21 protein-coding genes are annotated in these 24,911 nt (G+C 59.2%); 11 read left to right on the top strand and 10 right to left on the bottom strand.

Translation table 11 applies throughout. The features are described from left to right. Positions 1–6 precede the first annotated feature (6 nt). From ACR0AC_RS00190 to pyrH, 4 genes are all read right to left on the bottom strand, one after another. Positions 7–1,215, bottom strand: a complete 1,209-nt coding sequence (locus ACR0AC_RS00190; protein WP_170451178.1) for an SAM-dependent methyltransferase — start codon at positions 1,213–1,215, stop codon at positions 7–9. Positions 1,216–1,284: 69 nt separating this feature from the next. Continuing rightward, positions 1,285–2,709: a cryptochrome/photolyase family protein gene (locus tag ACR0AC_RS00195; protein WP_480871602.1), complete on the bottom strand. Its 1,425-nt coding sequence runs from the start codon at positions 2,707–2,709 to the stop codon at positions 1,285–1,287. A 48-nt stretch (positions 2,710–2,757) separates the two neighbouring features. Beyond that, a complete protein-coding gene (locus ACR0AC_RS00200) occupies positions 2,758–3,984 on the bottom strand; it encodes an aminotransferase class V-fold PLP-dependent enzyme (RefSeq protein ID WP_480871603.1) in 1,227 nt (408 codons plus the stop codon). A gap of 39 nt (positions 3,985–4,023) precedes the next feature. Continuing rightward, positions 4,024–4,761, bottom strand: coding sequence for a UMP kinase (pyrH, locus tag ACR0AC_RS00205; protein WP_480582223.1), 738 nt, complete (start codon positions 4,759–4,761; stop codon positions 4,024–4,026). Between the two features lie 101 nt (positions 4,762–4,862). Here pyrH and miaA point away from each other — a divergent pair, with 101 nt between their 5' ends. The 5 genes from miaA to ACR0AC_RS00230 all read left to right on the top strand — a co-directional run bounded on the left by miaA (position 4,863) and on the right by ACR0AC_RS00230 (position 12,609). Then, entirely contained in the window at positions 4,863–5,756 is an 894-nt protein-coding gene (gene miaA / locus ACR0AC_RS00210) for a tRNA (adenosine(37)-N6)-dimethylallyltransferase MiaA (RefSeq protein ID WP_480871604.1), read from the top strand. Between the two features lie 358 nt (positions 5,757–6,114). Beyond that, positions 6,115–7,785, top strand: coding sequence for an ABC transporter substrate-binding protein (locus tag ACR0AC_RS00215; RefSeq protein ID WP_480871605.1), 1,671 nt, complete (start codon positions 6,115–6,117; stop codon positions 7,783–7,785). A gap of 121 nt (positions 7,786–7,906) precedes the next feature. After that, positions 7,907–8,953, top strand: a complete 1,047-nt coding sequence (locus ACR0AC_RS00220) for an ABC transporter permease (RefSeq protein WP_170451191.1) — start codon at positions 7,907–7,909, stop codon at positions 8,951–8,953. Between the two features lie 13 nt (positions 8,954–8,966). Continuing rightward, positions 8,967–10,430 (top strand): ABC transporter permease, encoded by a 1,464-nt coding sequence (locus ACR0AC_RS00225; RefSeq protein WP_170451193.1) that lies wholly within the window; start codon positions 8,967–8,969, stop codon positions 10,428–10,430. A gap of 91 nt (positions 10,431–10,521) precedes the next feature. After that, on the top strand, positions 10,522–12,609 hold the full coding sequence (locus tag ACR0AC_RS00230) for an ABC transporter ATP-binding protein (protein WP_170451195.1): 2,088 nt from the start codon (positions 10,522–10,524) through the stop codon (positions 12,607–12,609). A gap of 125 nt (positions 12,610–12,734) precedes the next feature. Here the strand turns inward: ACR0AC_RS00230 and ACR0AC_RS00235 are convergent, their stop codons facing one another. The 3 genes from ACR0AC_RS00235 to ACR0AC_RS00245 all read right to left on the bottom strand — a co-directional run bounded on the left by ACR0AC_RS00235 (position 12,735) and on the right by ACR0AC_RS00245 (position 15,480). Next, positions 12,735–13,715: an MBL fold metallo-hydrolase gene (locus ACR0AC_RS00235; protein WP_480871606.1), complete on the bottom strand. Its 981-nt coding sequence runs from the start codon at positions 13,713–13,715 to the stop codon at positions 12,735–12,737. 126 nt (positions 13,716–13,841) lie between these two features. Continuing rightward, entirely contained in the window at positions 13,842–14,804 is a 963-nt protein-coding gene (locus ACR0AC_RS00240; RefSeq protein WP_480871607.1) for a helix-turn-helix transcriptional regulator, read from the bottom strand. Between the two features lie 97 nt (positions 14,805–14,901). Continuing rightward, a complete protein-coding gene (locus ACR0AC_RS00245; RefSeq protein ID WP_480871608.1) occupies positions 14,902–15,480 on the bottom strand; it encodes a lytic transglycosylase domain-containing protein in 579 nt (192 codons plus the stop codon). Positions 15,481–15,685: 205 nt separating this feature from the next. Between ACR0AC_RS00245 and ssb the strand changes: the two genes are divergently transcribed. Continuing rightward, positions 15,686–16,195, top strand: coding sequence for a single-stranded DNA-binding protein (gene ssb / locus ACR0AC_RS00250; protein ID WP_480871609.1), 510 nt, complete (start codon positions 15,686–15,688; stop codon positions 16,193–16,195). 18 nt (positions 16,196–16,213) lie between these two features. Further along, positions 16,214–17,284 (top strand): site-2 protease family protein, encoded by a 1,071-nt coding sequence (locus tag ACR0AC_RS00255; RefSeq protein ID WP_480871610.1) that lies wholly within the window; start codon positions 16,214–16,216, stop codon positions 17,282–17,284. Between the two features lie 106 nt (positions 17,285–17,390). Here the strand turns inward: ACR0AC_RS00255 and aroB are convergent, their stop codons facing one another. After that, positions 17,391–18,503 carry a 3-dehydroquinate synthase gene (aroB, locus tag ACR0AC_RS00260; RefSeq protein ID WP_480871611.1) on the bottom strand — a complete coding sequence of 371 codons (1,113 nt, stop codon included), beginning with the start codon at positions 18,501–18,503 and terminating at the stop codon, positions 17,391–17,393. Further along, a complete protein-coding gene (locus ACR0AC_RS00265) occupies positions 18,504–19,091 on the bottom strand; it encodes a shikimate kinase (protein WP_170451209.1) in 588 nt (195 codons plus the stop codon). It abuts the gene before it with no gap. Between the two features lie 79 nt (positions 19,092–19,170). On the opposite strand from ACR0AC_RS00265, the gene ACR0AC_RS00270 reads away from it, so the two are divergent. The 4 genes from ACR0AC_RS00270 (at position 19,171) to ACR0AC_RS00285 (ending at position 23,157) form a co-directional block, all read left to right on the top strand. Further along, positions 19,171–19,320 (top strand): hypothetical protein, encoded by a 150-nt coding sequence (locus tag ACR0AC_RS00270; protein WP_170451211.1) that lies wholly within the window; start codon positions 19,171–19,173, stop codon positions 19,318–19,320. Then, on the top strand, positions 19,310–20,827 hold the full coding sequence (locus ACR0AC_RS00275; protein WP_170451213.1) for a hypothetical protein: 1,518 nt from the start codon (positions 19,310–19,312) through the stop codon (positions 20,825–20,827). Before ACR0AC_RS00270 ends, ACR0AC_RS00275 begins: the two co-directional genes overlap by 11 nt. A gap of 5 nt (positions 20,828–20,832) precedes the next feature. Continuing rightward, the gene (locus tag ACR0AC_RS00280; RefSeq protein WP_170451215.1) at positions 20,833–21,786 is read left to right on the top strand and encodes a site-specific tyrosine recombinase XerD; all 954 of its coding nucleotides are present in this window, start codon (positions 20,833–20,835) and stop codon (positions 21,784–21,786) included. 63 nt (positions 21,787–21,849) lie between these two features. After that, on the top strand, positions 21,850–23,157 hold the full coding sequence (locus ACR0AC_RS00285) for an HlyC/CorC family transporter (RefSeq protein WP_170451217.1): 1,308 nt from the start codon (positions 21,850–21,852) through the stop codon (positions 23,155–23,157). 55 nt (positions 23,158–23,212) lie between these two features. On the opposite strand, the gene ACR0AC_RS00290 is transcribed toward ACR0AC_RS00285, so the two are convergent. Continuing rightward, on the bottom strand, positions 23,213–24,781 hold the full coding sequence (locus tag ACR0AC_RS00290; RefSeq protein WP_170734608.1) for an ABC transporter substrate-binding protein: 1,569 nt from the start codon (positions 24,779–24,781) through the stop codon (positions 23,213–23,215). Positions 24,782–24,911 lie beyond the last annotated feature (130 nt).

Raw genomic sequence — 24,911 nt, forward strand, 5'->3', positions numbered from 1 at the left:
CGTTCCTTAACTGGGCTTTGCTATGGTGATCTGTGTCACATCGCAATTGCCCGTGTCAAAGGCCGCGCCACATGCGGTCAAATAATAATTCCACATGCGGCGGAAACGCTCATCAAACCCCATGTCAGCGATCTGATCCCACTTGGCGTTGAACGTGTCATACCAGCGGCGCAGCGTCAGGTCGTAGCTTTTGCCAAACTCTTTCGAACGCACCAGATCAAGCCCCGCCAGATCGATCTGTTGGCGCAGGATCGTGGGCGATGGCAACATGCCGCCCGGAAAGATGTATTTCTGAATGAAATCAACGCCGTTCTTGTAAAAATCCCAGCGGTGATCGCCCACGGTTATGATCTGCAACGTGGCCTGAGCGCCGGGCTTCAGACGTTCGCGCACCGTCTCGAAATAGACAGGCCAGTACTTTTGTCCTACAGCCTCGAACATCTCGATCGAGGCGATGCCGTCGTACAATCCGCGCTCGTCCCGATAATCCTGAAGCTTCAGCTCGACCATATCGGAAAGTCCAGCTTTTTCCATACGTTGTCGCGCAAAGTTCAACTGTTCCTGACTAATGGTCAGGCCGGTGACGCGCAAACCACGCTCTTTCGCGGCATATTCGGCAAAGCCGCCCCAGCCGCATCCGATCTCAAGCACATGATCGCCGGGTTTGACGCCCATTTCGTCAATGAGGCTGGCGTATTTGGCCGTCTGCGCCTTTTCCAGGCTCTCCTGTCCGGTCTCGAACAGTGCGCTGGAATAGGTCATCGTGTCGTCAAGCCACAGGCCATAGAAGTCATTGCCCAGATCGTAGTGGTACGAGATGTTCTTCTTGGCCTGTTTCCGATTGTTGCGATGCAGCCAGAACCGCAGCCGTTCATAGGCCTGCACCAGGAACTTGCCGGTGAACCCGTCATAAACCGTTTCCGAACCGAGATGGACAAGATCCATAAAGGATCGCAGGTCGGGCGTGCTCCAATGTCCTTCCAGATAGGCGTCCGAGAACCCAAGCTCTCCTTCCCGGATAAGACGTGCAAAAACATCCGGGTCGTGGATTTCGACCGCTGCAATCGGGCCGGGTTTGGAGCCTTCTGATCGAAACACGCGACCATCCGGCAAAGTGATATCCAGCCGCCCGGACTCCATCTTGCCCAGCATCTTGAAGACTTGCGCGAAATATCTGGGCAGGTCTGTCTGCCCCTCGGTCGACGTCAGGATCATCCGCTCTCCCCTCTGCGGTGTTTGGTTCAGGCTAGGACGGCTTTTTGTTTCTGGCAAGTTTTCAGTTCCTTACTGGGTTTTTCGGCTTTCATACGCAGACAGAGCGCGCTTGCGCCCGTCAGCCAAATCCACGACCGGTGGCGGGTATGGCGTGGACGGGTTCATTCCCCAGGACCTCGGGATCGCGTCGAAATAGGCCAAGGCGGTAGCGCTTGGGTTTGCGCGTCCTTCCGCGATCCAACGCTGCAGATAATGGTTCTTGGGATCGAACTTCTCTTGCTGCGTTTGCGGGTTGAAGATGCGGAAAAACGGGGCCGCATCCGGACCTGATCCCGCCACCCATTGCCAGCCCATCGCGTTCGAGGCCGGGTCCCAGTCGATCAGGCAGTCCTCAAACCAATTCATCCCGACTTTCCAATGGGTCATCACGTGCTTGGTCAGATAGCTTGCGACAATCATCCGGGCACGATTGTGCATCCGGCCGGTCACATACATCTCGCGCAGGCCCGCATCGACTACAGATATGCCGGTTCTGGCCTGTTTCCAGGCCAACACCTCGGGGTGGTCCGGGTCGGTATTCCATGGGAAGGCATCCCATTCGGGCCGCCAGTTGCCGGTCAGCAGGTGCGGCGTGTGGTACATCAGGTGATAGGCGAACTCGCGCCAGACCAACTGCCGTAAGAATCCGTCGGTCCCGGTCGTTCCCATCAACGCGGCCTGTTGCACCCGGTGCCACGCCGCCCGAGGGCCGATCTCGCCCAAGGACAAATATTCCGAGAGGTTCGAGGTGCCATCGACATCCAGTCGGTCCCGGTCTTCGGAATAGCGTGAAACGCGATCCAAAAAGGCGTTCAGTTGGTCATAGGCCGCGTTCTCACCGGGTCGAACATGCGGGCGAACGACCCGAGCGCCCCGGTTCATCGATTTTCCCATACTCCAGTCAACCAGCGTTTCTGACACAGGCCAATGGGTGGGCGCGGTCAGGTTGGTTACATTGGGAAATGGCTCGGGCACCTCTCGCCCCTGCACTGCGCGCCACATCGGAGTGAACACGCGGAACGGCTGCCCGGTTTTCGTGGCAACGGTCCAGGGTTCGAACAGCAGATGGCCCGCAAAGGACCTGGCTTGAACGCCATCATCGATCAGGGCCGCTTTGACTTTGATATCCCGCGCAATCGACTCTGGATCATAGGCCCGAGACCAGTAGACCTCGGTCGCGCCGGTCTCGGACACCAGTTTCAGCAACTGGTCCAACGCATCGCCGCGTCGTAGGATCAATTGGCTGCCAGCCTGACCCAGCGATTGCGCGAAGGCTTCAAGCCCCAAACCCAGACGCCATCTGGGTGCAGCGCCAAGTGCCTCGGTCAGTGGATCAAGAATGAACACCGGAATGACAGGCCGACCGGTTTGCGCGGCGGCAGACAAGGCCGGATGGTCCGACAGGCGCAGATCCCGTCGGAACCAGATAATGATTGGGGACTGTGTAGATGACATGACCGCCCTGGCGTTTTCTTCGTATTACGAAACAGGGCTTTGAGTGGATCACAAAACGCGGTCAAGCGCCTCCAACAATTGATCAATTTCCTGTTGCGAGGTGTAGTGCGTGAAGCTGACCCGCAATACGCCCTGCGCCGGATCAACGCCCATGGCTTGTAACGGGCGCACCGCGTAGAAATCACTGCCACCCGCCATGATGCCATATTTGGCCAACTCGGCTGCCACAGGCTCGGCCGGTTTTCCCAAGGCCATAGCGACCGTCGGTGCACGACGCGCCGCATCAGAAGGTCCGATCAGGCGCACGGCATTGCGCGATTTGACCGCATCCAGAACGGGTTGCAGCAACGCCTCTTCATGGGCGCGCATCAGATCATGGACAAAGGCCCCCTGCGCGGCCGCGCCTGTGTCCGGTCCGCCGTGGTGCTGACACAGCAGTTCGATGTAATCCGCCATCCCAGCGCTTGCCGCGATCTGCGCGTGGTCGGGACCAGCGGGGGTAAAGCGCTTATACAGAACGTCCCCGTTGAAATAATGCGCCTGGTTCGGCAGCAGCTCTCCTAGCGTTCGCCGAATGACCATGCAGCCCTGATGCGGGCCATAGGTCTTGTAGGCCGAAAACAGGTAGATATCCGGTCCCAGATCCCCGACATTCGGCAACCCGTGCGGCGCATAAGACACGCCGTCAACGCAGACAAACGCCCCGGCAGCATGGGCAATGGCGGTGATTTCCGTCACCGGATTGATCTCACCCACAACGTTCGAGCAATGCGGAAAGCAGACAAGGCGGGTTTTCTCGTCCAGCAGATTCTCAAGGTCTTGCGGGTTCAGCGCGCCTGTCTGAGGGTCGATCTGCCATTCCCGGATTTCGATCCCCGCATCTGCTAGGCGCCGCCACGGACCGGAATTTGCCTCGTGATCCTGGTTGGTTACGACAATCGCCTCACCCGGCTTTATCCATTGCCGTACCGCTTGCGCCAGAACATAAGTGTTTTGGGTGGTCGAGGGTCCAAAGCTCAGCTCATCGGTGTCGACGCCCAAAATGGCCGCCAGCCGCGCGCGGGCTTCGTCCATTTCAGCCCCTGCAAGCTGGCTTGCCTCAAACGGCGCATAAGGCTGCACCTTGCGCTGGGCGTAGAACCGCGTCAGCCGGTCAATCACCGGCTTGCACGTATAAGACCCGCCCGCATTTTCGAAAAAAGCCTGCCCTTTCAAGCTGGGCTCGGAAAAGGCCGGGAACTGAGCCCGAACGAAATCGATATCCAAAGACGTCATGGCCGGTACCCTTCCCCAATTGCTTTCAAAAGCGCCGCGTCAGCCCTGAACCTTGGTATAGGTTCCCTCGCCCGCCAGAATGCCGCGGAAGCCTCCGGGCTCATCAAGGCCGAACACAATCAGCGGCAGGTTGTTGTCCCGCGCCAGCGCAATGGCCGAGGCGTCCATGACCCGCAGCCGCTTGGCCAGCACATCATCATAAGAGACGGTGTCGTAGCGTACCGCATCGGCGTGCTCTTTCGGGTCCTTGTCATACACGCCATCAACGCCGTTCTTGCCCATGAAGATCGCCTGACAGGCCATTTCGTTGGCGCGCAGGGTCGCGGCGGTATCGGTTGTGAAATACGGGTTGCCGGTACCGGCGGCAAAGATGCAGACCCGCTTTTTCTCCAGATGTCGCACCGCACGGCGGCGGATATAGGGCTCGCACACTTCATCCATGCGAATGGCCGAGATCACGCGGGTGAACACCCCAATCTCTTCCAGTGCCGACTGCATCCCCAGCGCGTTCATCACGGTGGCCAGCATTCCCATATAGTCAGCGGTGGTCCGTTCCATCCCCTGCGCCGATCCACTGAGGCCGCGAAAGATGTTGCCCCCGCCGATCACCATGCAAATCTCGACCCCCAGATCATGAACCGATTTCACCTCTTGCGCGATGCGTTGCACGGTTGGCGGGTGAAGTCCGAATCCCTGATCCCCCATCAGCGCCTCGCCTGAGATTTTCAGCATGACGCGGTTATACTTGGGTTTCGTTGTTTCGGGTGATGGGGTCAGGCTCATATTGCGCTCCGGGCTGGCACGGGTTTATTTGCGGCGCAAAATGAAGCAAAAGTTCCGCAGGTTCAATGCGGATGCTTAGGAAGAAAGCGACCCTGATGGCGGACCGACCCGCAACACGAATTTGGGACCGGTTGCCACCTATCGAGGATGGCAAGCCCGTGCTAATCGCAGGCCCGACCGCATCCGGCAAATCGGACCTGGCTTTGCAGATCGCCGAAACCTTTGGTGGGGTCATCGTTAACGCCGATGCCAGTCAGGTTTACGACTGCTGGCAAGTGATCTCGGCCAGACCTTCGCCGCAGGACGAGGCGCGTGCACCGCACAAGCTGTATGGCCATGTCGCCTATGATCATAGCTATTCAACCGGCCACTGGCTGCGTGAGGCTGTGCCTCTGCTGACCGCTGGGGAACGCACGATCATCGTCGGCGGCACCGGGTTGTATTTCACCGCCCTGACCGAAGGGATGGCCGAGATCCCCGCCACCCCCACCGAAGTTCGGCAGATCGCGGATCAGATGTCCCTGCCGGATCTGATCGATGGCGTGGACAGTCAAACGCTGAGCCGATTGGACATAAACAATCGCGCCCGCGTTCAGCGCGCGTGGGAGGTTCAGACCGCGACGGGTCGCAGCCTTCAATCCTGGCAATCGGATACGCCACCACCTGCATTGAAGCTGGAGAACTGCGTTCCGATCGTCTTTGATGTGGACAAAGCGTGGCTGTTGGATCGGATCTCACTCCGATTTGATCAAATGGTGAAGACGGGAGCCTTGGACGAGGTTGCAGCCATGCGCGACCGATATGATCCGTCGCTGCCCGCCTTCAAGGCTATCGGCGTGCCCGAGCTGATGTCTTATCTGGACGGTGAAATGACACTGGACGAGGCTCGTGAACGAGCCACGATTTCGACGCGCCAATTCGCAAAACGTCAGCGCACGTGGTTTCGCGCGCGCATGAAACGCTGGGCAAATGTGGATTTCTCCAAGTAACAACATGGTAAGATTACGACGCGGGCCCCTTCCCTGAAGAAAACTTAATCCTTGTCCATGTTACGCAAGGAATCGATGCGCAATTCCCCAAAAACAGGCGGAAATACTGCGAATTTCGTGACAGACCGGTGCAACCTGTTACCGAAAACATCCCGAACACAAGACCGGCCAATGTCGTTTTTGTGCCTCGAATGACGATTTCGAACATTGACGCGTTCCAAATTCTGGTGCCGAATACGCCCATGGGGATGCAGAGAATCCAAAAAACAAATCCCGTAGATTTACCCGTCGGCGCGAAAAGCGCCGGGTAAGCTGGTTCATCAAATCAAAAAAACTGTTACTCAGGGAGATAGAGTAAATGTCAGATCGAACACCAACCGGAGCATCGGTTCATTGGGCAGCAGAGATGCACGCCCAGGAATGCCGCGACGGTAAACTCAGCCGGCGCGAGTTCATTGCCCGCGCCACGGCGCTGGGCGTTGCAGTGCCCACGGCTTATGGCCTGATCGGCTTGCAAGCACCGGCAGCCGCACAGGAACCGCCGCGTGGCGGCACCATCCGCTATCAGATGGAAGTGCGCGCGCTGAAAGATCCGCGCACCTTCGACTGGACACAGATTGCCACCTTCACCGCAGGCTGGCTGGAATATCTGGTCGAATATAACAATGACGGCTCGTTCAAGCCCATGCTGCTGGAAAGCTGGGAGGCCAATGACGACGCCACCGAATACACTCTGAACGTTCGCAAGGGTGTTAAGTGGAACAACGGCGACGATTTCACAGCCGAAGATGTTGCCCGCAATATCACCGGCTGGTGCGACTCGTCGGTCGAGGGCAACTCGATGGCGTCGCGGATGGCGTCCCTGGTTGACGAAAGCACCCAGAAAGCAGCCGACGGTGCGATCACCGTGGTTGACACGCACACCGTAAAGCTGAAGTGCAACGCGCCGGACATCACCATCATTCCGGGCATGGCTGACTATCCGGCGGCCATTGTTCACAGCAGCCACGACCCCGACAACATGTTGGGCAACCCGATCGGAACCGGCTTTATGCTGCCCGAAAGCCACGAAGTCGGCGTCAAAGGCGTTCTGGTGCGCAACGAAGGCTTCGACTGGTGGGGTTATGAAGCCGGAAAAGGCGGCTATATCGACCGGATCGAGTTCATCGACTACGGTACCGACCCTGCCGCCTTCCTGGCTGCATACGAAGCCGAAGAAATCGACATGAACTGGGAATCGGTCGGTGAATTTGTCGACATCTTTGACGGCATCGGCCTGACCCGCTCGGAAATCCCGTCGGGCTTTACCATCGTCATTCGTCCGAACCAACTGGCCGAAGACGCCGATGGCAACAAGATCTACGGCGACAAACGCGTGCGTCAGGCGCTGGCGATGGCCGTGGACAACGAAGTGTGTCTGGAGCTTGGTATGTCCGGCTACGGCATCGCTGCGGACAACTGCCATGTCGGTCCGATGCACCCGGAACATGATTCAGCGGTCACTCGTATTCCCTATGATCCTGCAAAGGCCAAAGCCCTTATGGACGAGGCCGGCATGGGCGACTTCGAGCATGAAGTTCAGTCCATCGACGATGACTGGCGCCGGAACACAACCGCAGCTGTTGTTGCTCAGCTGAATGACGCCGGGATCAAGGCGAAGCACACCGTGTTGCCTGGCTCGACCTTCTGGAACGACTGGACCAAATACGCCTATTCGTCGACCAACTGGAACCATCGTCCGCTGGGAACTCAAATCCTGGCGCTGGCCTATAAGTCGGGCGTGGCATGGAACGAATCCGGTTTCGCGAACGAGGAGTTTGACGCGCTGCTTGCCGAGGCCAACTCGATTGCCGATGTAGACCGCCGTCGCGAAGTGATGGGCAAGCTGCAGGCGATCATGATCGACGAAGGTGTGGTCATCCAACCCTACTGGCGCACGGCGATGCGTCACCATCGTGAAAACATGGTGGGTGTTGAAAAGCACATCGCGGACCTGCCGCAGATCTACAAATTCGGCATTCTGTCCTAAGCCGAAAAACCCAAGGCCGCGCCGCGCTGGCGCGGCCTTTTCGTCCTGAATGCGGCGACCATAAAAACAGCTAAGCGTGAAGCCAGACGACATTCACGCCAGCCTACCAACAGGGGCTAACATGGGACTATTCATTCTAAGGCGCGTCGGCATCATGCTATTGACAGCATTATGCCTGACGTTCCTGGTTTTCTTTCTGACCAACCTCTACCCGAACCTTGAAAAGCTTGCGAAGACGCAAGGCAACTTCCGCATGTCGGATGAACAGGTCGAGAGTTTCCTGGAAAAGAACGGCTATCTTCAGGCGACGCCGATAAAATACGGCGAATGGCTGGGCGTGTTACCCTCGTACCGGCACACCAATGAGGACGGCACCGTCCAAGGCCGCTGCATTCTGCCCGGTCAACCTGCGGAAGAAGCGCCCAATTTCTGCGGCATCCTGCAGGGATACTGGGGTTATTCGACGGTCTTCAAAGACGAGGTCTCGGCGGTTGTAGGAACCCGTCTGGCGCTGACTGGACGGCTGATGTTCTGGGTCATGCTGCTGATGGTCCCTTCGGCGCTGATCCTTGGCATTCTCGCTGGGATGAAAGAAGGGTCGGCCACGGATCGCACGTTGTCCACCTTTGCCATTACCACGACGGCAACGCCGGAATACGTCTCGGGCGTTATCTTCATCGCGATCTTCACCTCCTCTGCTGTTGGATTGAAATGGTTCAAGGGGACGGCAACACAGGCGATGGAGAACCCGACGTTTGAGAACTTCTTCCTGCCGGTTCTGACCATTGCTCTGTACGGGATGGGCTATATCGCCCGAATGACCCGCGCCTCGATGACCGAGGTGATGACGGCGCAATACATCCGAACCGCGCGCCTGAAAGGTGTCTCATTCCCGAACATCGTCATGAAACACGCGCTGCGCAACGCGCTGATCGCGCCCTTTACCGTCATCATGTTGCAGTTCCCATGGCTGCTGAACGGCGTTGTGATCGTCGAGACCCTGTTCAACTACAAGGGTTTTGGCTGGGCGCTGGTACAGGCGGCGGGCAACAACGACATTCAGCTGTTGCTGGCGATCTCGGTCGTGTCGGTCTTTGTGGTGCTGGTGACGCAGCTGATCTCGGATATCGGCTATGTCTACCTCAACCCGCGCATCCGCATCGCATAAGGAGGGATAGATCATGGAACCACTTACCTGGACCGGCTCTATCGCCTTCCTCAACCCGCTTCTGGTGCTTGCACTGGGGCTGATGTTCCTGTCGATCATTGTCTGGATGCTGGCCAGCATCGTGCTGCCCGAAGACCAGATGACCGTGAACCCGGATGGCACGCTGACCTCAAGCTCGGGGCTGCGCAACATGATCCAGGGCGCGCTTCGCTACAGCTTTCTTGCAAGTGTCGGGATTGCCGTAGCCTATATCGTCCTCGGGATCGTGATGGGCACCGGCGCCGGTATCATCGGCGCGATATCGCAACAGTTCCTGCCGGTTTGGCTGTCACTGATCCTGCTTTATGCAATGTCGATCGCGTTCAAACGCAAGCTGGGTCTTTACGGCAAGCTGTTCGACAGCCCCATCGGCATGATCGGCTTTGGGCTGGTCATGTTCTGGGTGTTCACCGGGATCTTCGGAGCGCTTGATCTGATCATCACCCATGACCCGCTGGCGCAGGTCTCGGGCATGAAGAACAAGGTGCCGGGAACTCCCCTGCCGGGGTCGGAAGAAGGCGCGTATTCCTGGTATCTGCTGGGCGGCGACAACCTTGCCCGCGATGTCTTTAGCCGTATGGTCAAGGGCGCGTGGATCGTGGTTCAGATCGCGCCACTGGCGACCATGTTTGCCTTCATGGTCGGCATTACGCTGGGTCTGCCCGCAGGATATTACGGTGGTCGTCTGGACACGTTCATCTCGTTCCTGGCCAACCTGATCCTGGCCTTCCCCGTGATCCTGCTATTCTACCTGCTGGTCACGCCCGAGATCGTGGCGACCGGGGTTCCGAACTACATGGCTGCCGTGCTGTTCGTGTTCCCGATCCTGTTCCTGGGTGTATTGCTGAACTCGCGCTACTACACGCGTCCCAATTTCCGCACACCGTTGCTGATCGGGGTGTTGGGGGTGACGATCTGGCTGTATCTGTCGCTGATCTCATCCGGCGGCTACATCATCGATACTGATGCCTATCGCATCTGGGGTCTGCCGACCTATCTGGACCTGTTCGATATTCCGGGCGGGATTCTGGTGGTGTTCGTCTCGGTGGTCTTCGTCAACTCACCCACGGTGTTCCGCATCGTGCGCGGTCTGGCGCTGGACATCAAGACACGCGATTATGTGGCGGCGGCGCAGACCCGTGGTGAAGGCCCATGGTACATCATGCTGTGGGAAATCCTGCCCAACGCGCGCGGCCCGCTGATCGTCGATTTCTGTCTGCGCATTGGCTACACCACCATCCTGCTGGGGACCTTGGGTTTCTTCGGGCTGGGCCTGCCGCCGGAAAGCCCGGATTGGGGGTCGACGATCAACGAGGGGCGTAAGCTTCTGTCGATCTATCTGCACCCGGCCCTGCCGCCCGCGCTGGCGTTGTTGTCGCTGGTTCTTGGGTTGAACCTGCTGGCAGATGGTTTGCGCGAAGAAAGTCTGAAGGACTGATGTGATCTGTTCTGGGGGCGCTGCCCCCAGACCTCCGGGATATTTTTAGCCAGATGAAGGGGATCCCCGGACTCTCGCGAGGAGATACAAGATGAATAAACTGGCGGATTATGACGGTCCAATTCTGGAGATCGACAAGCTTTCGATTTCGTTCTTTACCCGTCTGCGTGAAATTCCTGCCGTGATGGATTTCTCGGTCAGCGTACAGCCCGGTGAGGCTGTGGGGCTGGTTGGTGAATCCGGGTGCGGTAAGTCCACCGTGGCCCTTGGCGTAATGCAAGATCTTGGCAAGAACGGCCGGATTGTCGGCGGCACGATCAAGTTCAAAGGGCGCGACCTGTCCGAGATGACCTCGGATGAATTGCGCGACATTCGCGGCAATGAAATCGCGATGATTTATCAGGAGCCGATGGCATCGCTGAACCCCGCGATGAAGATCGGCAAGCAACTGATGGAAGTGCCGATGATCCACGAGGGCGTCGGTGCCGAAGAGGCCTATGCCCGCGCGCTGGAGGTTGTCACCGACGTACGCCTGCCCGACCCCGAGCGGATGCTGAATTCCTTCCCGCATCAGTTGTCGGGCGGTCAGCAACAGCGGATCGTGATCGCGATGGCGCTGATGTCGAAGCCTGCGCTGCTGATCCTGGACGAGCCGACCACCGCGCTGGACGTGACGGTCGAGGCCGCCGTGGTGGAACTGGTCAAAGATCTGGGCAAGAAATACGGCACCTCGATGCTGTTCATTTCGCACAACCTGGGGCTGGTTCTGGAAACCTGCGACCGGTTGTGCGTGATGTATTCGGGCGAGGCGGTCGAGCGTGGCTCGATCAAGGATGTGTTCGACGAGATGCAGCACCCCTATACGCAGGCGCTGTTCCGCTCGATCCCCCTGCCCGGCGCGGACAAGAACGCACGCCCGCTTGTGGCCATTCCGGGGAACTTCCCCCTGCCACATGAACGCCCGCCGGGCTGTAACTTTGGCCCGCGCTGCGACTATTTCGAAGAGGGTCGCTGTGACGCGCAGAATATTCTGATGGAGGCTGTGCCGGGCAATGATCGCCACCACACGCGCTGTCTGAAGTTCAAGGAAATTGACTGGAATGCGCCCATTACCGTCGGCGAACAGAAAGAAAAGGCCGAGATCGGGCGCACGGTCCTGAAAATGGACAACCTCAAGAAATACTATGAGGTGGCGGCCAACGCCCTGTTCGGGGGCGGTGAAACCAAAGTTGTGAAAGCCAATGAGACGCTGAGCTTTGAGGCGCATGAATCCGAGACCCTCGCCATTGTGGGTGAATCCGGATGCGGCAAGTCCACCTTTGCCAAGGTGTTGATGGGGCTTGAGACGGCAACGGACGGTCAGATCCTTCTGGACAACCGCAATATCGAAGCGGTGCCTATTGAGGAGCGCGATGCCAAGACCGTGGGCGAGGTTCAGATGGTGTTCCAGAACCCGTTTGACACGCTGAACCCGTCGATGACGGTTGGGCGACAGATCATCCGGGCGCTGGAAATCTTCGGTGTCGGCAATTCCGAGGCCGAGCGAAAGCAACGGATGCTGGAACTGCTGGATCTGGTGAAACTGCCGCGTGCCTTCGCCGACCGAATGCCACGGCAATTGTCGGGCGGCCAAAAGCAACGCGTCGGTATCGCACGCGCCTTTGCAGGCGATGCACGGATCGTGGTTGCGGATGAACCCGTATCTGCGCTGGACGTGTCAGTACAGGCCGCAGTGACCGATCTGCTGATGGAGATTCAGCGCGAACACAAGACCACCTTGCTGTTCATCAGCCACGATCTGTCGATTGTCCGATACCTCAGCGACCGGGTGATGGTAATGTATCTGGGCCATGTGGTCGAGTTGGGGACAACCGATCAGGTCTTCTCGCCGCCCTATCACCCCTATACCGAGGCCTTGCTGAGCGCGGTTCCGATTGCGGATACTTCGATCGAGAAAGAGCATATCGTTCTGGAGGGCGATATCCCCTCGGCCATGAACCCGCCGCCGGGTTGCCCGTTCCAGACCCGCTGCCGCTGGAAGTCCGAAGTTCCGGACGGGCGATGCGAGTCGGATGTGCCACCGGTCAAGACACTGGCTGATGGGCATCAGGTGAAGTGCCATCTGGCCGACGAGGTTCTGGCCCGTATGGAACCGGTGATCAAAATCGCAGCGGAATAAACCCTGCAACACTGGAAAAAAGGGCCGGTTCAAGGACCGGCCCTTTCTTTTGCGCCCTGAGGCGGGAAAACCGTCAGATTACCGGCGCACTTGATTTGCGAGTGGTGGTTTTGCCGGTCCTTGTATCAACCGGTCATCACGTTGTTGCCGAAATGCATGAATTCCTGAGTCATGCCGCCAATCTCTCCGGCCTCAAGCGTCAGGCTCGCGCTTTCGAGCATTTTGTAGCTGGGCTGGGCTTTCACCCAGTCATCTGCCGATTGCAGCGTGGTCAGCGTGTAAGACGTGACCTCGTTCAGATAGTGGGTCGGAATGACAACCTTCGGCTTCAGCTTTGAGACGATGTCATTGCCCTGCTGGTAGCTGAGGATATGCTCAGATCCGTCAACCGGAAGGGTCAGCACATCCACCTGCCCGATTGCATCCCAGAATTCCTGCGGCGGGTTGTGGCGGTTGTCGCCCCAGATCAGCGTGCGGATGCCGCCGGTTTCGACCAGATAGACCACCATATCCATGTGACCCACGTTGTTGGGCGGACAGGCTTCCACGCCAAACTCGGCCAGCGCATTGGTCCATTCGTACCAACCCGGTGCCACACAGGCGTGTTTGTCTGCAAAGCCGGTGATTTTGACATCGGCAAATTCGAAATGGCCGACCATCCTGTCCAAAACCATGGTCGAGCTTGGGCGCTCGATCGCGTCATGGTCAAAATGGGCGTGGGTCGAAAGGGTGATGTCCACAGGGATCTGAGGGAATTCGTTGCGGAACCACAGGCCCCACGCGCCCGACGGATCATCGCGCCACGGGTCGAACAGCACGGTCGCACCGTTTGGCGAGGTGATCTTGATCGCGCAATGCCCGTAATAGTCGATCCCGACCGTGCCTGTACTGGCCTGACCGGTCGCGCCTTGCAGGTCGATAACGTGGTTATTGTTGCCCGGCTGAAGCCAGGCTTGCGATTGCGCCTCTGCCGGTTTTCCGTTCAGCAGCGATGCGCCGACTCCGGCCGCGCCTGCCGCCATAAAGAAAGACCGGCGCGACAGACCCTTGGCCAATCTGTCTTTCTGTCCGTTCAGGATTGTGGGCTTCAGATCTTTGCGATCCATCTTGTACCTCCTTGTTGGTCAGGCGCGCGTGCGTCGCACCTGATCGGAAGGGTAACAACGGGGGAACAACAGGCTCAGATCAGAAAAATCTGGGGGGAATATGGGGGCATTCCCCATATTCGATACTCAGGAAATAGACAGCAGATGACTGCGCAGATTCTGATCGCGCCCGTCCAAGCCCAGTTTCCGACGAATGTTGTTGCGATGGAAATCGATGGTCGACGTCTCACGCGACAAGGCCCGCGCAATGTCTTTCGTCGTTTTCCCGGACATCACCAACTGCGCAATTTCGATCTCGGTCGGTGTCATGATCGAGAACGCATCGGACAGTTTGTCCGACAGCATCGAGGTCATATCCCTAAGGTTGCTTTCGGCCAGATCCAGATAAGCATGGGCCGCGTCGCCCTCGGGCAGGTGTCCGCGCAGCTTGTCCAGATAGGGCAAGACCATCAGGCGCACCCGCTCGACAATATCCTGGTCATGGTCTTTGCGGTCATCATCGACGCTGGTCAGCAGAACGCGCAGGGCGGTGTTTGTTTCTTGCAATTCACGGGTGCGAGCCTGCACCCGGCTTTCCAGTTGCGCCAATGTTTGATTCAGCTTTTCTTCCAGCGCGCGACGCAGATAAACCTCTTGAATCAAAGCGAGATCGGATTCGACCATACGCGCGAATTGTGCCAGCCCTTCGCGAAACAACAGCGCGCGACGATTGCGGTGCCGGTCCAGAATGCAGATGGTTCCGAACACCGCCCCGTCCGGCCATTTCAGCGGCAATCCGATGTAAAAGGACATGCCGTGTTCCATGTCGTCATTACCGCTCCAGACGGGATCACAGGTGGCGTCCTCGACCACCAACTCGCTGTCCTTTTGCAACACGCCCTGACAATAAAGCTTGGGATTCAACTGAAAGTTCATCCCCACGGGATACGGATTCTGAGGGTGGTCCGAGGTGATCAGGACCGTATGATCCGGCGCATCCGTTTTCATGATCAGGCTGGCAGGCACATCGGCAAGCTTGGCAACAAGGTCCACCAACCTTTGCCAATTGGCCTTTGTTTCAGCGGGGATTTCCGGTCGGTCTTGCAACATCGGCACCTGTTCGGGTCCTGAAAGATCGCCTACAGGTTAGGTCAGCGGTCATTGCCGGATCAAGGATCAGATCATGCCGCCTTGCAGCATCACCCGATCAGCCGCCCCAGATCACTTTCACGTAGTTCTGGGTTTCCTTGTAAGGTGGGATTCCGCCGTGCTTTTCAACCGCTTTCGGGCCAGCGTTATACGCCGCCAGCGCCAAAGGCCAGGATTTGAACTTGCGGTATTGCCAGGACAGATAGCGCGCGCCGCCTTCAAGGTTCTGCTTGGGATCATGCGGGTTCACGCCCAACAACTTGGCGGTCTGAGGCATCAACTGCGCCAGCCCCAACGCCCCCTTGTGAGATTTGGCATGCGGGTTCCAGCCGCTTTCCTGCTGCACCAGCCGCAGGAACAGGTCCTCGGGGATGTTGTGCAACCGGGCCGCATCGCGTGCGAGGCTCAGGTATTCGCCTCGGTAGCTGCCGGTATAGCGCTTGCTTACCTTGGCGCGATCAGTCTTTGGTTTCAGACGCTCGGATCCGCGGTACTGCGTCGCTGCGCGGTTATCCAAAACCTTGGACTGCTTCAGAAATATGTCCATCCGGCTTTTCGTGGACAACGTGTCCGCCTGCACAGATCCAGACAGCAGCACAACGCCCAGAACCGTTAACCCAACACACACAGAACGCATGAAAGCCTATCCCGCTCGCTCAAAAATCAGTCGGAGTATAGGTATTCCAGTCAAAAATGAAAGCTTGGTAAAGACAGACGCAAGAATTCTTGCCGAACGTTGTCGTGATCAATCATGTTTTAACCAAGACGCAGGCGATATAGGGTCGCAAAGACATCCGGCGCCAGATTCGGCGCACTCAGATCAATACAGAACGGGGAAATACATGGCGGGTTCAGTCAACAAGGTCATTCTGGTCGGCAATCTTGGCCGCGATCCCGAGGTTCGGTCATTTCAGAACGGCGGCAAAGTGTGCAACCTGCGCATCGCGACATCCGAGAACTGGAAAGACCGCAACACCGGTGAACGCCGGGAACGGACGGAATGGCACTCGGTTGCCATCTTCTCGGAACCGCTGGCCCGCATTGCCGAACAGTATCTGCGCAAAGGCAGCAAGGTCTATATCGAAGGCCAGCTGGAAACGCGCAAATGGCAGGATCAATCGGGGCAGGATCGCTATACGACCGAGGTTGTCCTGCGTCCCTATCGCGGTGAACTGACACTGCTGGACAGCCGCGGGGGTGAAGGCGGCGGCGGTGGCGGCTATGGCGGAGGTCAATCGGGTGGCTATGGCGGCGGTCAGGCCGGCGGCGGCTATGGCGACCCCTATGGCGGCCAATCCAGCGCCCCTGCCCCCGCATCCGGCGGAATCGACGACGACGAGATTCCGTTCTAAGCGAAACGGAGTAAACACATGACATGGTCCTTCGCCCTCGGCCGGTTCCTCGGGTCCGAACTGAGGGTCCATGTCACCTTCTTCCTTTTGTTGGCCTGGGTCGGCTTTGCCGCCTATTCCAACGGTGGCTGGCCTGCGGTCATCGACAATCTGCTGTTTGTGCTGGCCCTGTTTGCCTGCGTCGTGGCGCATGAGTTTGGCCATGCCCTGATGGCCCGGCGCTTTGGCATCAAAACCCCCGATATCACGCTGCTGCCCATCGGCGGTCTGGCCCGTCTGGAACGGATGCCGGAAAAACCGATGCAAGAGGTCTGGGTGGCGCTGGCCGGGCCTGCGGTGAATATCGTTATCTGGTTGGTGTTGGTTCTGCTGGGTGCGGGCATTTCGCTCGGTTCAGTCACTGATCTGGACTCGGCCAGTTTCGGGATCTTGCAACGGTTGGCCTATGTCAATTTGCTTCTGGCGGCCTTCAACATGATCCCGGCCTTCCCCATGGATGGGGGTCGCGTGGTCCGCGCCCTGTTGTGCCTCAGGATGGACCGGGTTCAGGCCACCCGCATTGCCGCATTCAGCGGGCAGATCGTTGCCATTGGGCTTGGGTTCTGGGGTCTAAGCTCGGGCAATCCGATCCTTGTTCTGATTGCCGTTTTTGTGTTCATCGCAGCCAATGCCGAAAATCAGGACGTCGCGCTGCGATCCGTCGCGCGCCGTGTGCTGGCGCGGGACGCGATGATCACCGAGTTTCACGCGCTGTCGCCGCAGGACAGTTTGAACACCGCCGCCCAAGCCGTCATTCACACGACGCAGCACGAGTTTCCCGTCTTGGATACCGACGGGGCCTTGCTTGGCTTTGTCGCGCGGGATCGTTTGTTTGCCGCGCTGGCAGGGGATCATCCCCGGTCGGACCCTGCGACCTCGATCATGGAGAGCGACATCCCTCAGGTTGGGCTGACTACGGGCCTTGAGGCGGTTCTGAAAGGGCTGCACAAGGGTGCCCCGGCGATTGCTGTCACCAGCCGCACGGGTCGTATGATCGGCTATATCACTCGGGAAAACATCGGCGAATTGATGGTGATCCGGGGACGCTAGAGCGCGCGACCCTGAACCCGAGACACGAAGACCCTGCTACGCCTACGGCGCTTTCGGGCCATTCGTGTCGCATCATGCTTCAGGCTAAAGATCGCACGCTCTAGGATCAGGCCTTGGCCAACGCGTCCTGCAGCACCGACACGACCGCATCGCGCGGCACATCCGATGTGACAAAGGCCCGACCGATCCCGCGTGCCAGAATAAAACGCAGCTGACCGTCGATCACCTTCTTGTCCTGCGCCATCAGATCGACCAAAGCTTCGGCACCCGGAAGCTGTCCGGGAATGTCGGCCAGATCGGTTTTCATCCCCATCGCTTTCAGATGCGCCCGCACGCGGCTTGGGTCTTCCTGAGAACACAGACCCAGTCGGGACGATAGCTCGAACGCCAGCGCACAGCCGATGGCGACACCCTCGCCGTGCAGCAGGCGGTCGGAATAGCCCGTCGCGGCCTCCAGCGCGTGACAGAAGGTATGGCCGAGGTTCAGCAGGGCGCGGTCGCCCTGCTCGGTCTCATCCCGCGCGACAATGTCGGCCTTCATCTGAACCGACCGGGTGACAGCCCGCACCCGTGCGGCCATATCACCGGATGAAACGTCGGGGCCGTTGGCCTCTAGCCATTCAAAGAACTCCGCGTCGCCCAGCAGACCGTATTTGACTACTTCGCCGTAACCGGACAAGAAATCCCGCTGCGCCATGGTGCCCAGTACCGAGGTATCGGCCAGCACCAGCGAGGGCTGATGAAACGCGCCAATCAGGTTCTTGCCTTGCGGTGCGTTGATCCCGGTTTTGCCGCCCACCGAACTGTCGACCTGCGCCAGCAGCGAGGTCGGGATTTGCACAAACCGCACCCCGCGCCGCAGCACGGAAGCGGCAAAGCCAGCCAGATCGCCGATCACGCCACCGCCCAAGGCAACGACCACATCGCGCCGTTCGACCTTTTCGGCCAACAGCCATTCCACCGCACGTTCGAAATGCGGCCAGCTTTTGGTCGCCTCACCTGCCGGAAGGGCCAGCGCCGACATCTCGATCCCGGCAGCGGCCAGACCGTCACGCAGCGCGTCCAGATGCAGTGCCGCTACGTTTTCATCGGTCAGAACCGCAACCTTCGGACGGTGCAGCAACGGGGCAATCCGCGCACCGGATTGCGCCAGCAGATCGGGGCCAATCTCGACATCATACGAGCGTTCGCCCAGCTCCACATGTACGGTTTGATGCATTTACTTCCGTTCCAATACATCCGGGCGGGCCAACAGGGCCTCGACCACGCGGTCCACCATATTGTCGATCGAGGTCTCACCATCCGACTCGGCAATCAGATCAGCCTCGGCATAGACCGGCACGCGATCCTCGTACAGGGCCTTGAGCGTCGCATACGGGTCGGAAGTGCGCAGCAGCGGGCGGGTATCCTTATGGCGCACCCGGTTCCACAGCACGTTCAGATCGGCCCGCAACCAGACCGAGGCCCCCCGCTCGCTTATCATCACGCGGTTGCCCTCTGCCATGAACGCGCCGCCGCCGGTGGACAGGATGCCGCGTTCCTCATCCAGCAGACGGCCAATAACCTGCGTTTCCTTCTGGCGAAAAAACGGCTCACCATCCCGTTCGAAGATCTCGGGGATGGTCATGTTGGCCGCCGATTCGATCTCGGCATCGCTGTCGAGAAACGGAACACCCAGCCGCGCGGCCAGGGCACGGCCCACAGCCGTCTTCCCTGCCCCCATCATGCCGACAAGAACCACGGTTTTGTGCAGATCATATCGTGATCCCGTATCCGCCGGATGCGTGTTATGCTTAATTTCGCTCATTTCACCGTGAATGACGTGATCTTGGAAAAAATGCCAGTTATAACTTGGCCAAAATCAAAAATTGAGGCAGCGTGGCGCCATGGGTCGTCTGATCAAGTTCCTGATTTACTTAATTTGCCTGAGTTTCATCGGGCTGGTGGCCTATGCCTATATCGGCCCCTATTTCGGGGCGGATTTCTCGGCCCCGCAAACTGAAATCCGTGAACCGGTCACTCTGGATGTCGACTAAGCACATTGCGGTGGCATTGCTGCTGGCCGGGGCCGCGCAGGCGCAAGAGCCGCTGTCGGCTATCGAATGGCTGACCGAGCCGCCGGAAAACCTGCCCGGAACCGTCCTGCTGGAGCCGCCTGTCACCCAGAACGGGGTGCAGCCTCAGGTCGAGGTCACACCGCTTGAGGCGCTGTCGCAGCCGCTGGGTCTGGTGTCATCCACTGTCACCGGCTTGCCGGTTGATCTATGGCAGGGCAGCGACCCGGAACGTCTGTCCGAACTGATCGCGCGGGTGCCAGTCAAACATAACCCGGCCATGCAGCGGTTGCTGTTCACCCTGCTGCTGTCCGAAGCCCGCGCGCCCGCAGGTTCCGGCGCCGAAGAGGTTTTGCTACTGGCGCGCCTTGATCGGCTGATGCAATTGGGGGCCGCTGATCCGGCGCAATCGCTGGTTCAACTGGCTGGTCCCACGGATTCGCAGGCTCGGTTTCAACGCTGGTTCGATGCTACTCTACTGACCGGGGACGAAGACCGCAGTTGTACTGCCCTGATCGCGCAACCTCATCTGTCGCGTGATTATGCGGCACAGATTTTCTGCAAGGCCCGGCGGGGCGATTGGCCTTCGGCTGCGCTGACGCTGGAGGCCGCGCATGCGCTGAAAATCCTGCCGCAGGATGAGTTGGACGTGCTGGACCGTTTCCTGAGCCCCGAACTTTACGAAGACGCAGCGTATCTGCCGCAGCCCGAAGACCCAACGCCGCTCAGCTTCCGCCTGTTCGAAGCGATCGGGGAACGATTGCCATCTGCCCCGCTGCCCCGCGCCTTTGCCAATGCAGACCTGCGCGATGTGGCCGGGTGGAAAGCCCAGATCGAGGCCGCCGAGCGTCTGACGCGTATCGGGGCCCTGACGCCCAACCAGTTGCTCGGGCTTTATACCGAGCGGGACCCAGCTGCATCCGGCGCGGTTTGGGATCGGGTCGCGGCCATCCAGCAGTTCGAAAGCGCGTTGGATAGCGGCAATGCCGAAGCGATCGGAAAGACCCTGCCCCGCGCATGGGATCAGATGCGCAGTGTCGGGCTCGAGGTGCCATTTGCCGAGCTGTTCGCCGACCGGCTGGCCGACGTGACCCTGCCCGTTCCGGCCACGGACAACCTGCGCTGGCGTATTCTGATGTTGTCCGAGCAATACGAGCGGGCAGCGCTGACAACACCGGACAAATCAACCGAGGCTCAGTTCCTCGTGGCCCTTGCGCAAGGGGACCCCGGTCGCGCCGTATCGCCCTCGCCGCTGGCTGATGCGGTGGCGCAGGGGTTCGAATGGGCCGCGCCTGTTCCATCGGATATCGACGCCCTGCTGGAACAGGGCCAGTTGGGAGAGGCCATTCTGGAGGCCATGCAACTGTTCACCCATGGTGCACGCGGCAATCTGGTCGATCTGACAGCGGCCATTGCGGCCTTTCGGCGCGTGGGACTGGAAGACACCGCCAGACGCGCGGCGCTGAACCATCTGATCCTGCAGGGGTGACGGTCATGGGTGGACCAGCCTCGCAAGAATTGTGGATCTCGACCTTTTTGCAGGCGCAAGCGGCCGAGTTGGGGGCCGCTACCAACACTCTGCTGGCCTATGGGCGAGACCTGAAGGATTTCGCGTCGTGGCTGGAACATCGCAACATCACCTTCGAACAGGCTGATCGCGACCAGATTGAAGGGTATCTCATCGATTGCGATGCACAGGGGTTGTCGAAATCCACTCGGGCGCGGCGGCTTTCGGCGATCAAGCAATTGTATCGGTTCGCATTCGAGGAAGGCTGGCGCGAGGTCAATCCCGCCATTCAGATCAAAGGCCCCGGACGAACCAAGAAACTGCCCAAAACGCTGGACGTGCCCGAGGTCGACCGGCTGCTGGAAGCCGCCCGCAATACCGGGCGCACCGAAGCCGACCGCGTGCGCAATTCCTGTTTGATGGAGTTGCTCTATGCCACCGGCATGCGCGTGACCGAGCTGGTCTCGCTGCCTGTGTCATCGGCGCGGGGTGATCCGCGCATGTTGCTGGTGCTGGGCAAAGGCGGCAAGGAACGCATGGTGCCGTTGTCGCCCCCGGCCCGCGAGGCGCTTTCGGAATGGCTGAGAATGCGGGACGAAGCCGAAGACAAGACGGTCGAAAAAGGCGGGCAGCGATCCAGGTTCCTGTTCCCGTCACGTGGTAAATCCGGCCATCTGACGCGGCACCGGTTCTTCCTGCTGGTCAAGGAACTGGCGGTTCAGGGCGGTGTATCGCCCGAAAAGGTCACGCCCCACACTCTGCGCCACGCCTTTGCCACCCATCTGCTGGCCAACGGGGCCGATCTGCGCTCGATCCAGACGCTGCTGGGCCATGCCGATGTTGCCACGACCGAGATCTACACCCATGTTCTGGACGAAAGACTTGCGGAACTGGTGTTAGAGCATCACCCGCTGGCGAAAGACCCCGGCGACAAGGGCTAAACCCTTGATCCATAGGGGCAGCATCCCCATAACGGATGCAGAAACACGAACAACCAAGGACCGATGGAACCCACATCCTCTCTGATCGACGGCGCATTCTGGTTAACCTCAGGCGCTATCCTGCTTTTGCTTTTCCTGTCTGGCTTTTTCTCCGGCTCTGAAACGGCACTTACAGCGTCATCGCGCGGTAAGTTGCGCGCGCAGGCTGACAAGGGCTCGCGCGGGGCCAAGAAGGCGCTGGAAATCACCGACGATAATGAGCGTCTGATCGGATCGGTCCTGCTGGGCAACAACCTTGTGAACATTCTGGCGGCTTCGCTGGCCACGGCCCTGTTCACGCGCCTGTTTGGGGAAAGCGGCGTGGCGCTGGCGACGCTGGTCATGACCCTGCTGGTTCTGATCTTCGCTGAGGTCTTGCCGAAAACCTACGCCATCACAAACTCGGAAAAAGCGGCCGCAGCCGTTGCCCCGATCATCAGCGTGGTGGTCACGGTGTTTTCCCCCATCGTGGCTGCGGTTCGGCTTTTGGTGCGGGCTGTTCTGCGCCTGTTCGGGGTGCAGATCGACCCCGACAGCAACATCCTTGCCGTGCGCGAGGAAATCGCTGGTGCTTTGCAACTGGGTCACTCCGAAGGTGTCGTCGAAAAGGAAGACCGCGACCGCATTCTGGGCGCGCTGGATCTGGGCGACCGGGTGGTGGAAGAAATCATGCTCCACCGTTCGAACATCGAGATGATCGATGCAGATGCAGCACCCGAGGCGATCCTGAAGCAATGTCTGGAAAGCCCCCATACCCGCCTGCCCGTCTTTCGGGATGAGCCCGAGAATATCGTCGGGGTGGTCCACGCCAAGGACCTGTTCCGCGCCATGTACGCGCAGGTCGGCGGGGCCGAAGGTGACACGGACCGTCTGAAAGCGTTCGACATCTCAAGGGTCGCCAATGACCCGTATTTCGTGCCGGAAACGACCACTCTGGACGACCAGATGCGAGAGTTCCTGCGCATGCACAGCCATTTTGCGCTGGTTGTGGACGAATACGGCTCGCTGCGTGGTCTGATCACGCTTGAGGATATTCTGGAAGAGATCGTCGGCGAGATTGCCGATGAGTTCGACCTTGAAGAAGAGGTTCCGGTCACCCGAACCGATGATGGCCAGTATCTGGTCGAAGGGGCGATGACGATCCGCGACGTGAACCGCGCGTTGGATTGGTCCCTGCCGGACGAAGAGGCCAACACACTGGCCGGGCTTGTCATTCACGAGGCGCAGATGATCCCGGTTGTGGGTCAGGTCTTCTCGTTCCACGGCTTCCGGTTCGAGGTCACGGCCCGTGAGGGCAACCGGGTAACGGGCCTGAAAATCCGCCCGCTGTAACCAGCCGAAAGAAAAACCGGCGCCCGATCACAGGGCGCCGGTTCTGTTTAAGGGGTTATGCAAACCAGGTCCGGCTTGCGACATAACCGTCCATCAGGTCGCCATTGGCATGCGCGGCCCAGCCGGTCACCTTGTCCGAATAGCCGTCGATGAACTGGTTGAACATCGGGTTGATCAGACCGCCTTCTTCCCAAACGATCCGGGCCATCTGACCGTAGATTTCTTTGCGCTTGGTCTCATCCAGTTCGGCACGGGCTTTCAGCAGCAGCGCGTCGAATTCTTCGTTCTTGAAACGGGTGTCGTTCCAGTCGGCAGTCGACAGGTAGCCAACCGACCACATCTGATCCTGCACAGGACGCCCGCCCCAATACGAGGCACAGAACGGCTTGTTGTTCCACACTTCCGACCAGTAACCATCTGCAGGCTCACGCTGGATTTCCAGCGGAATACCGGCCTCTTGCGCCGACAGCTGGAACAGCTGCGCCGCATCGACTGCACCGGCAAAGGCACCGTCAGAGACATGCAGAACGATGGGAGAGCCGTCATGGCCCGACGCCTTGTAATGCTCGGCAGCCTTGGCCAGATCGAACTGGCGTTGCTCCATCGTTCCGTCGAACAGCGGATAGGCTTCGTTGATCGGAATGTCATTACCAACCGAGCCGTAGCCACGCAGCACCTTGTCGACCAGTTCCTCGCGGTTGATCGCGTATTTCAGCGCCAGACGCAGGTCTTTGTTGTCGAACGGCGCGGTGTCGCAATGCATGACAAAGATGTAATGCCCACGGCCCGAGGTCGCGTTGATGGTTACACCCGGCGCGCGACCGAATAGTTTCGCGGTGCGCGGCGGCACGATGTTGATCGCGTGCACCTGACCGGCCTGCAACGCGGCCGAGCGGGCGGTGTCGTCGTTCAAAACCAGAATCTCGTGGCTGTCGTAATGGCCGACACTGTCATCCCAGTGGTTCGCGAATTTCTCGAACGCGTAGCGAATACCAGGCTCATCCGCGACCACCTTGTAGGCACCGGTCGAGATCCCTTCGGCCGGGTTGTCCATGCCACCGCCCGGCTGCATGATCAGGTGATAGTCGGACATCAGGTAAGGAAGGTCCGCGTTGGGCGTGGTCAGGCTGATCACGACGTTATCGCCATCGACGCGAATATCCTCGATCCCGCGCATGATCCCCAGTGCGCCGGACTGCGACTCTTCGTTTGAATGGCGCGCAAGGGTCAGTTGCACGTCTTCGGGTGTCAGGGTCTTGCCGTTGTGGAACTCGACCCCTTTGCGAATGCGGAAGGTCCAGTCTTTGGCGTCTTCAGACGCCTCCCAGCTTTCAGCGATGCTGGGCTCAAGCCCACCATCAGCCGAGACAACGGTCAACGTGTTGCCAAAGGCCCGCAGCGCCTTGGCGGTCACATGCGAAGCCGACAGCGCCGGGTCCAGCGTGTTGGTGCTTTCGCCGCCCTTCAGGCCCAACACGAAGTGGCCGCCCTTCTTGGGGGTATCCGCCAGACCGGCCTCGGCCCAGATCAGGTTTGCCGCAGCGGCGCTCAGGCCCAATGCGCCTGCTTTTGCCATGAATTCACGGCGGCTCAGCGACAGCGGTTTGAGGTCAAACTTGCTCATCTCATTTTCCTTGTTGAGTGTTTCAGGAGGGATCCAGTCGGCGCGGCAGTTAGCTTGATTCTGTAACAGCCTTGTGACCGCTTTTGTCTGTCTTTGACCGGAATTGAGGATTTCGTCCAGCGACAATTCT

This window comes from Ruegeria sp. H7, assembly GCF_056532945.1.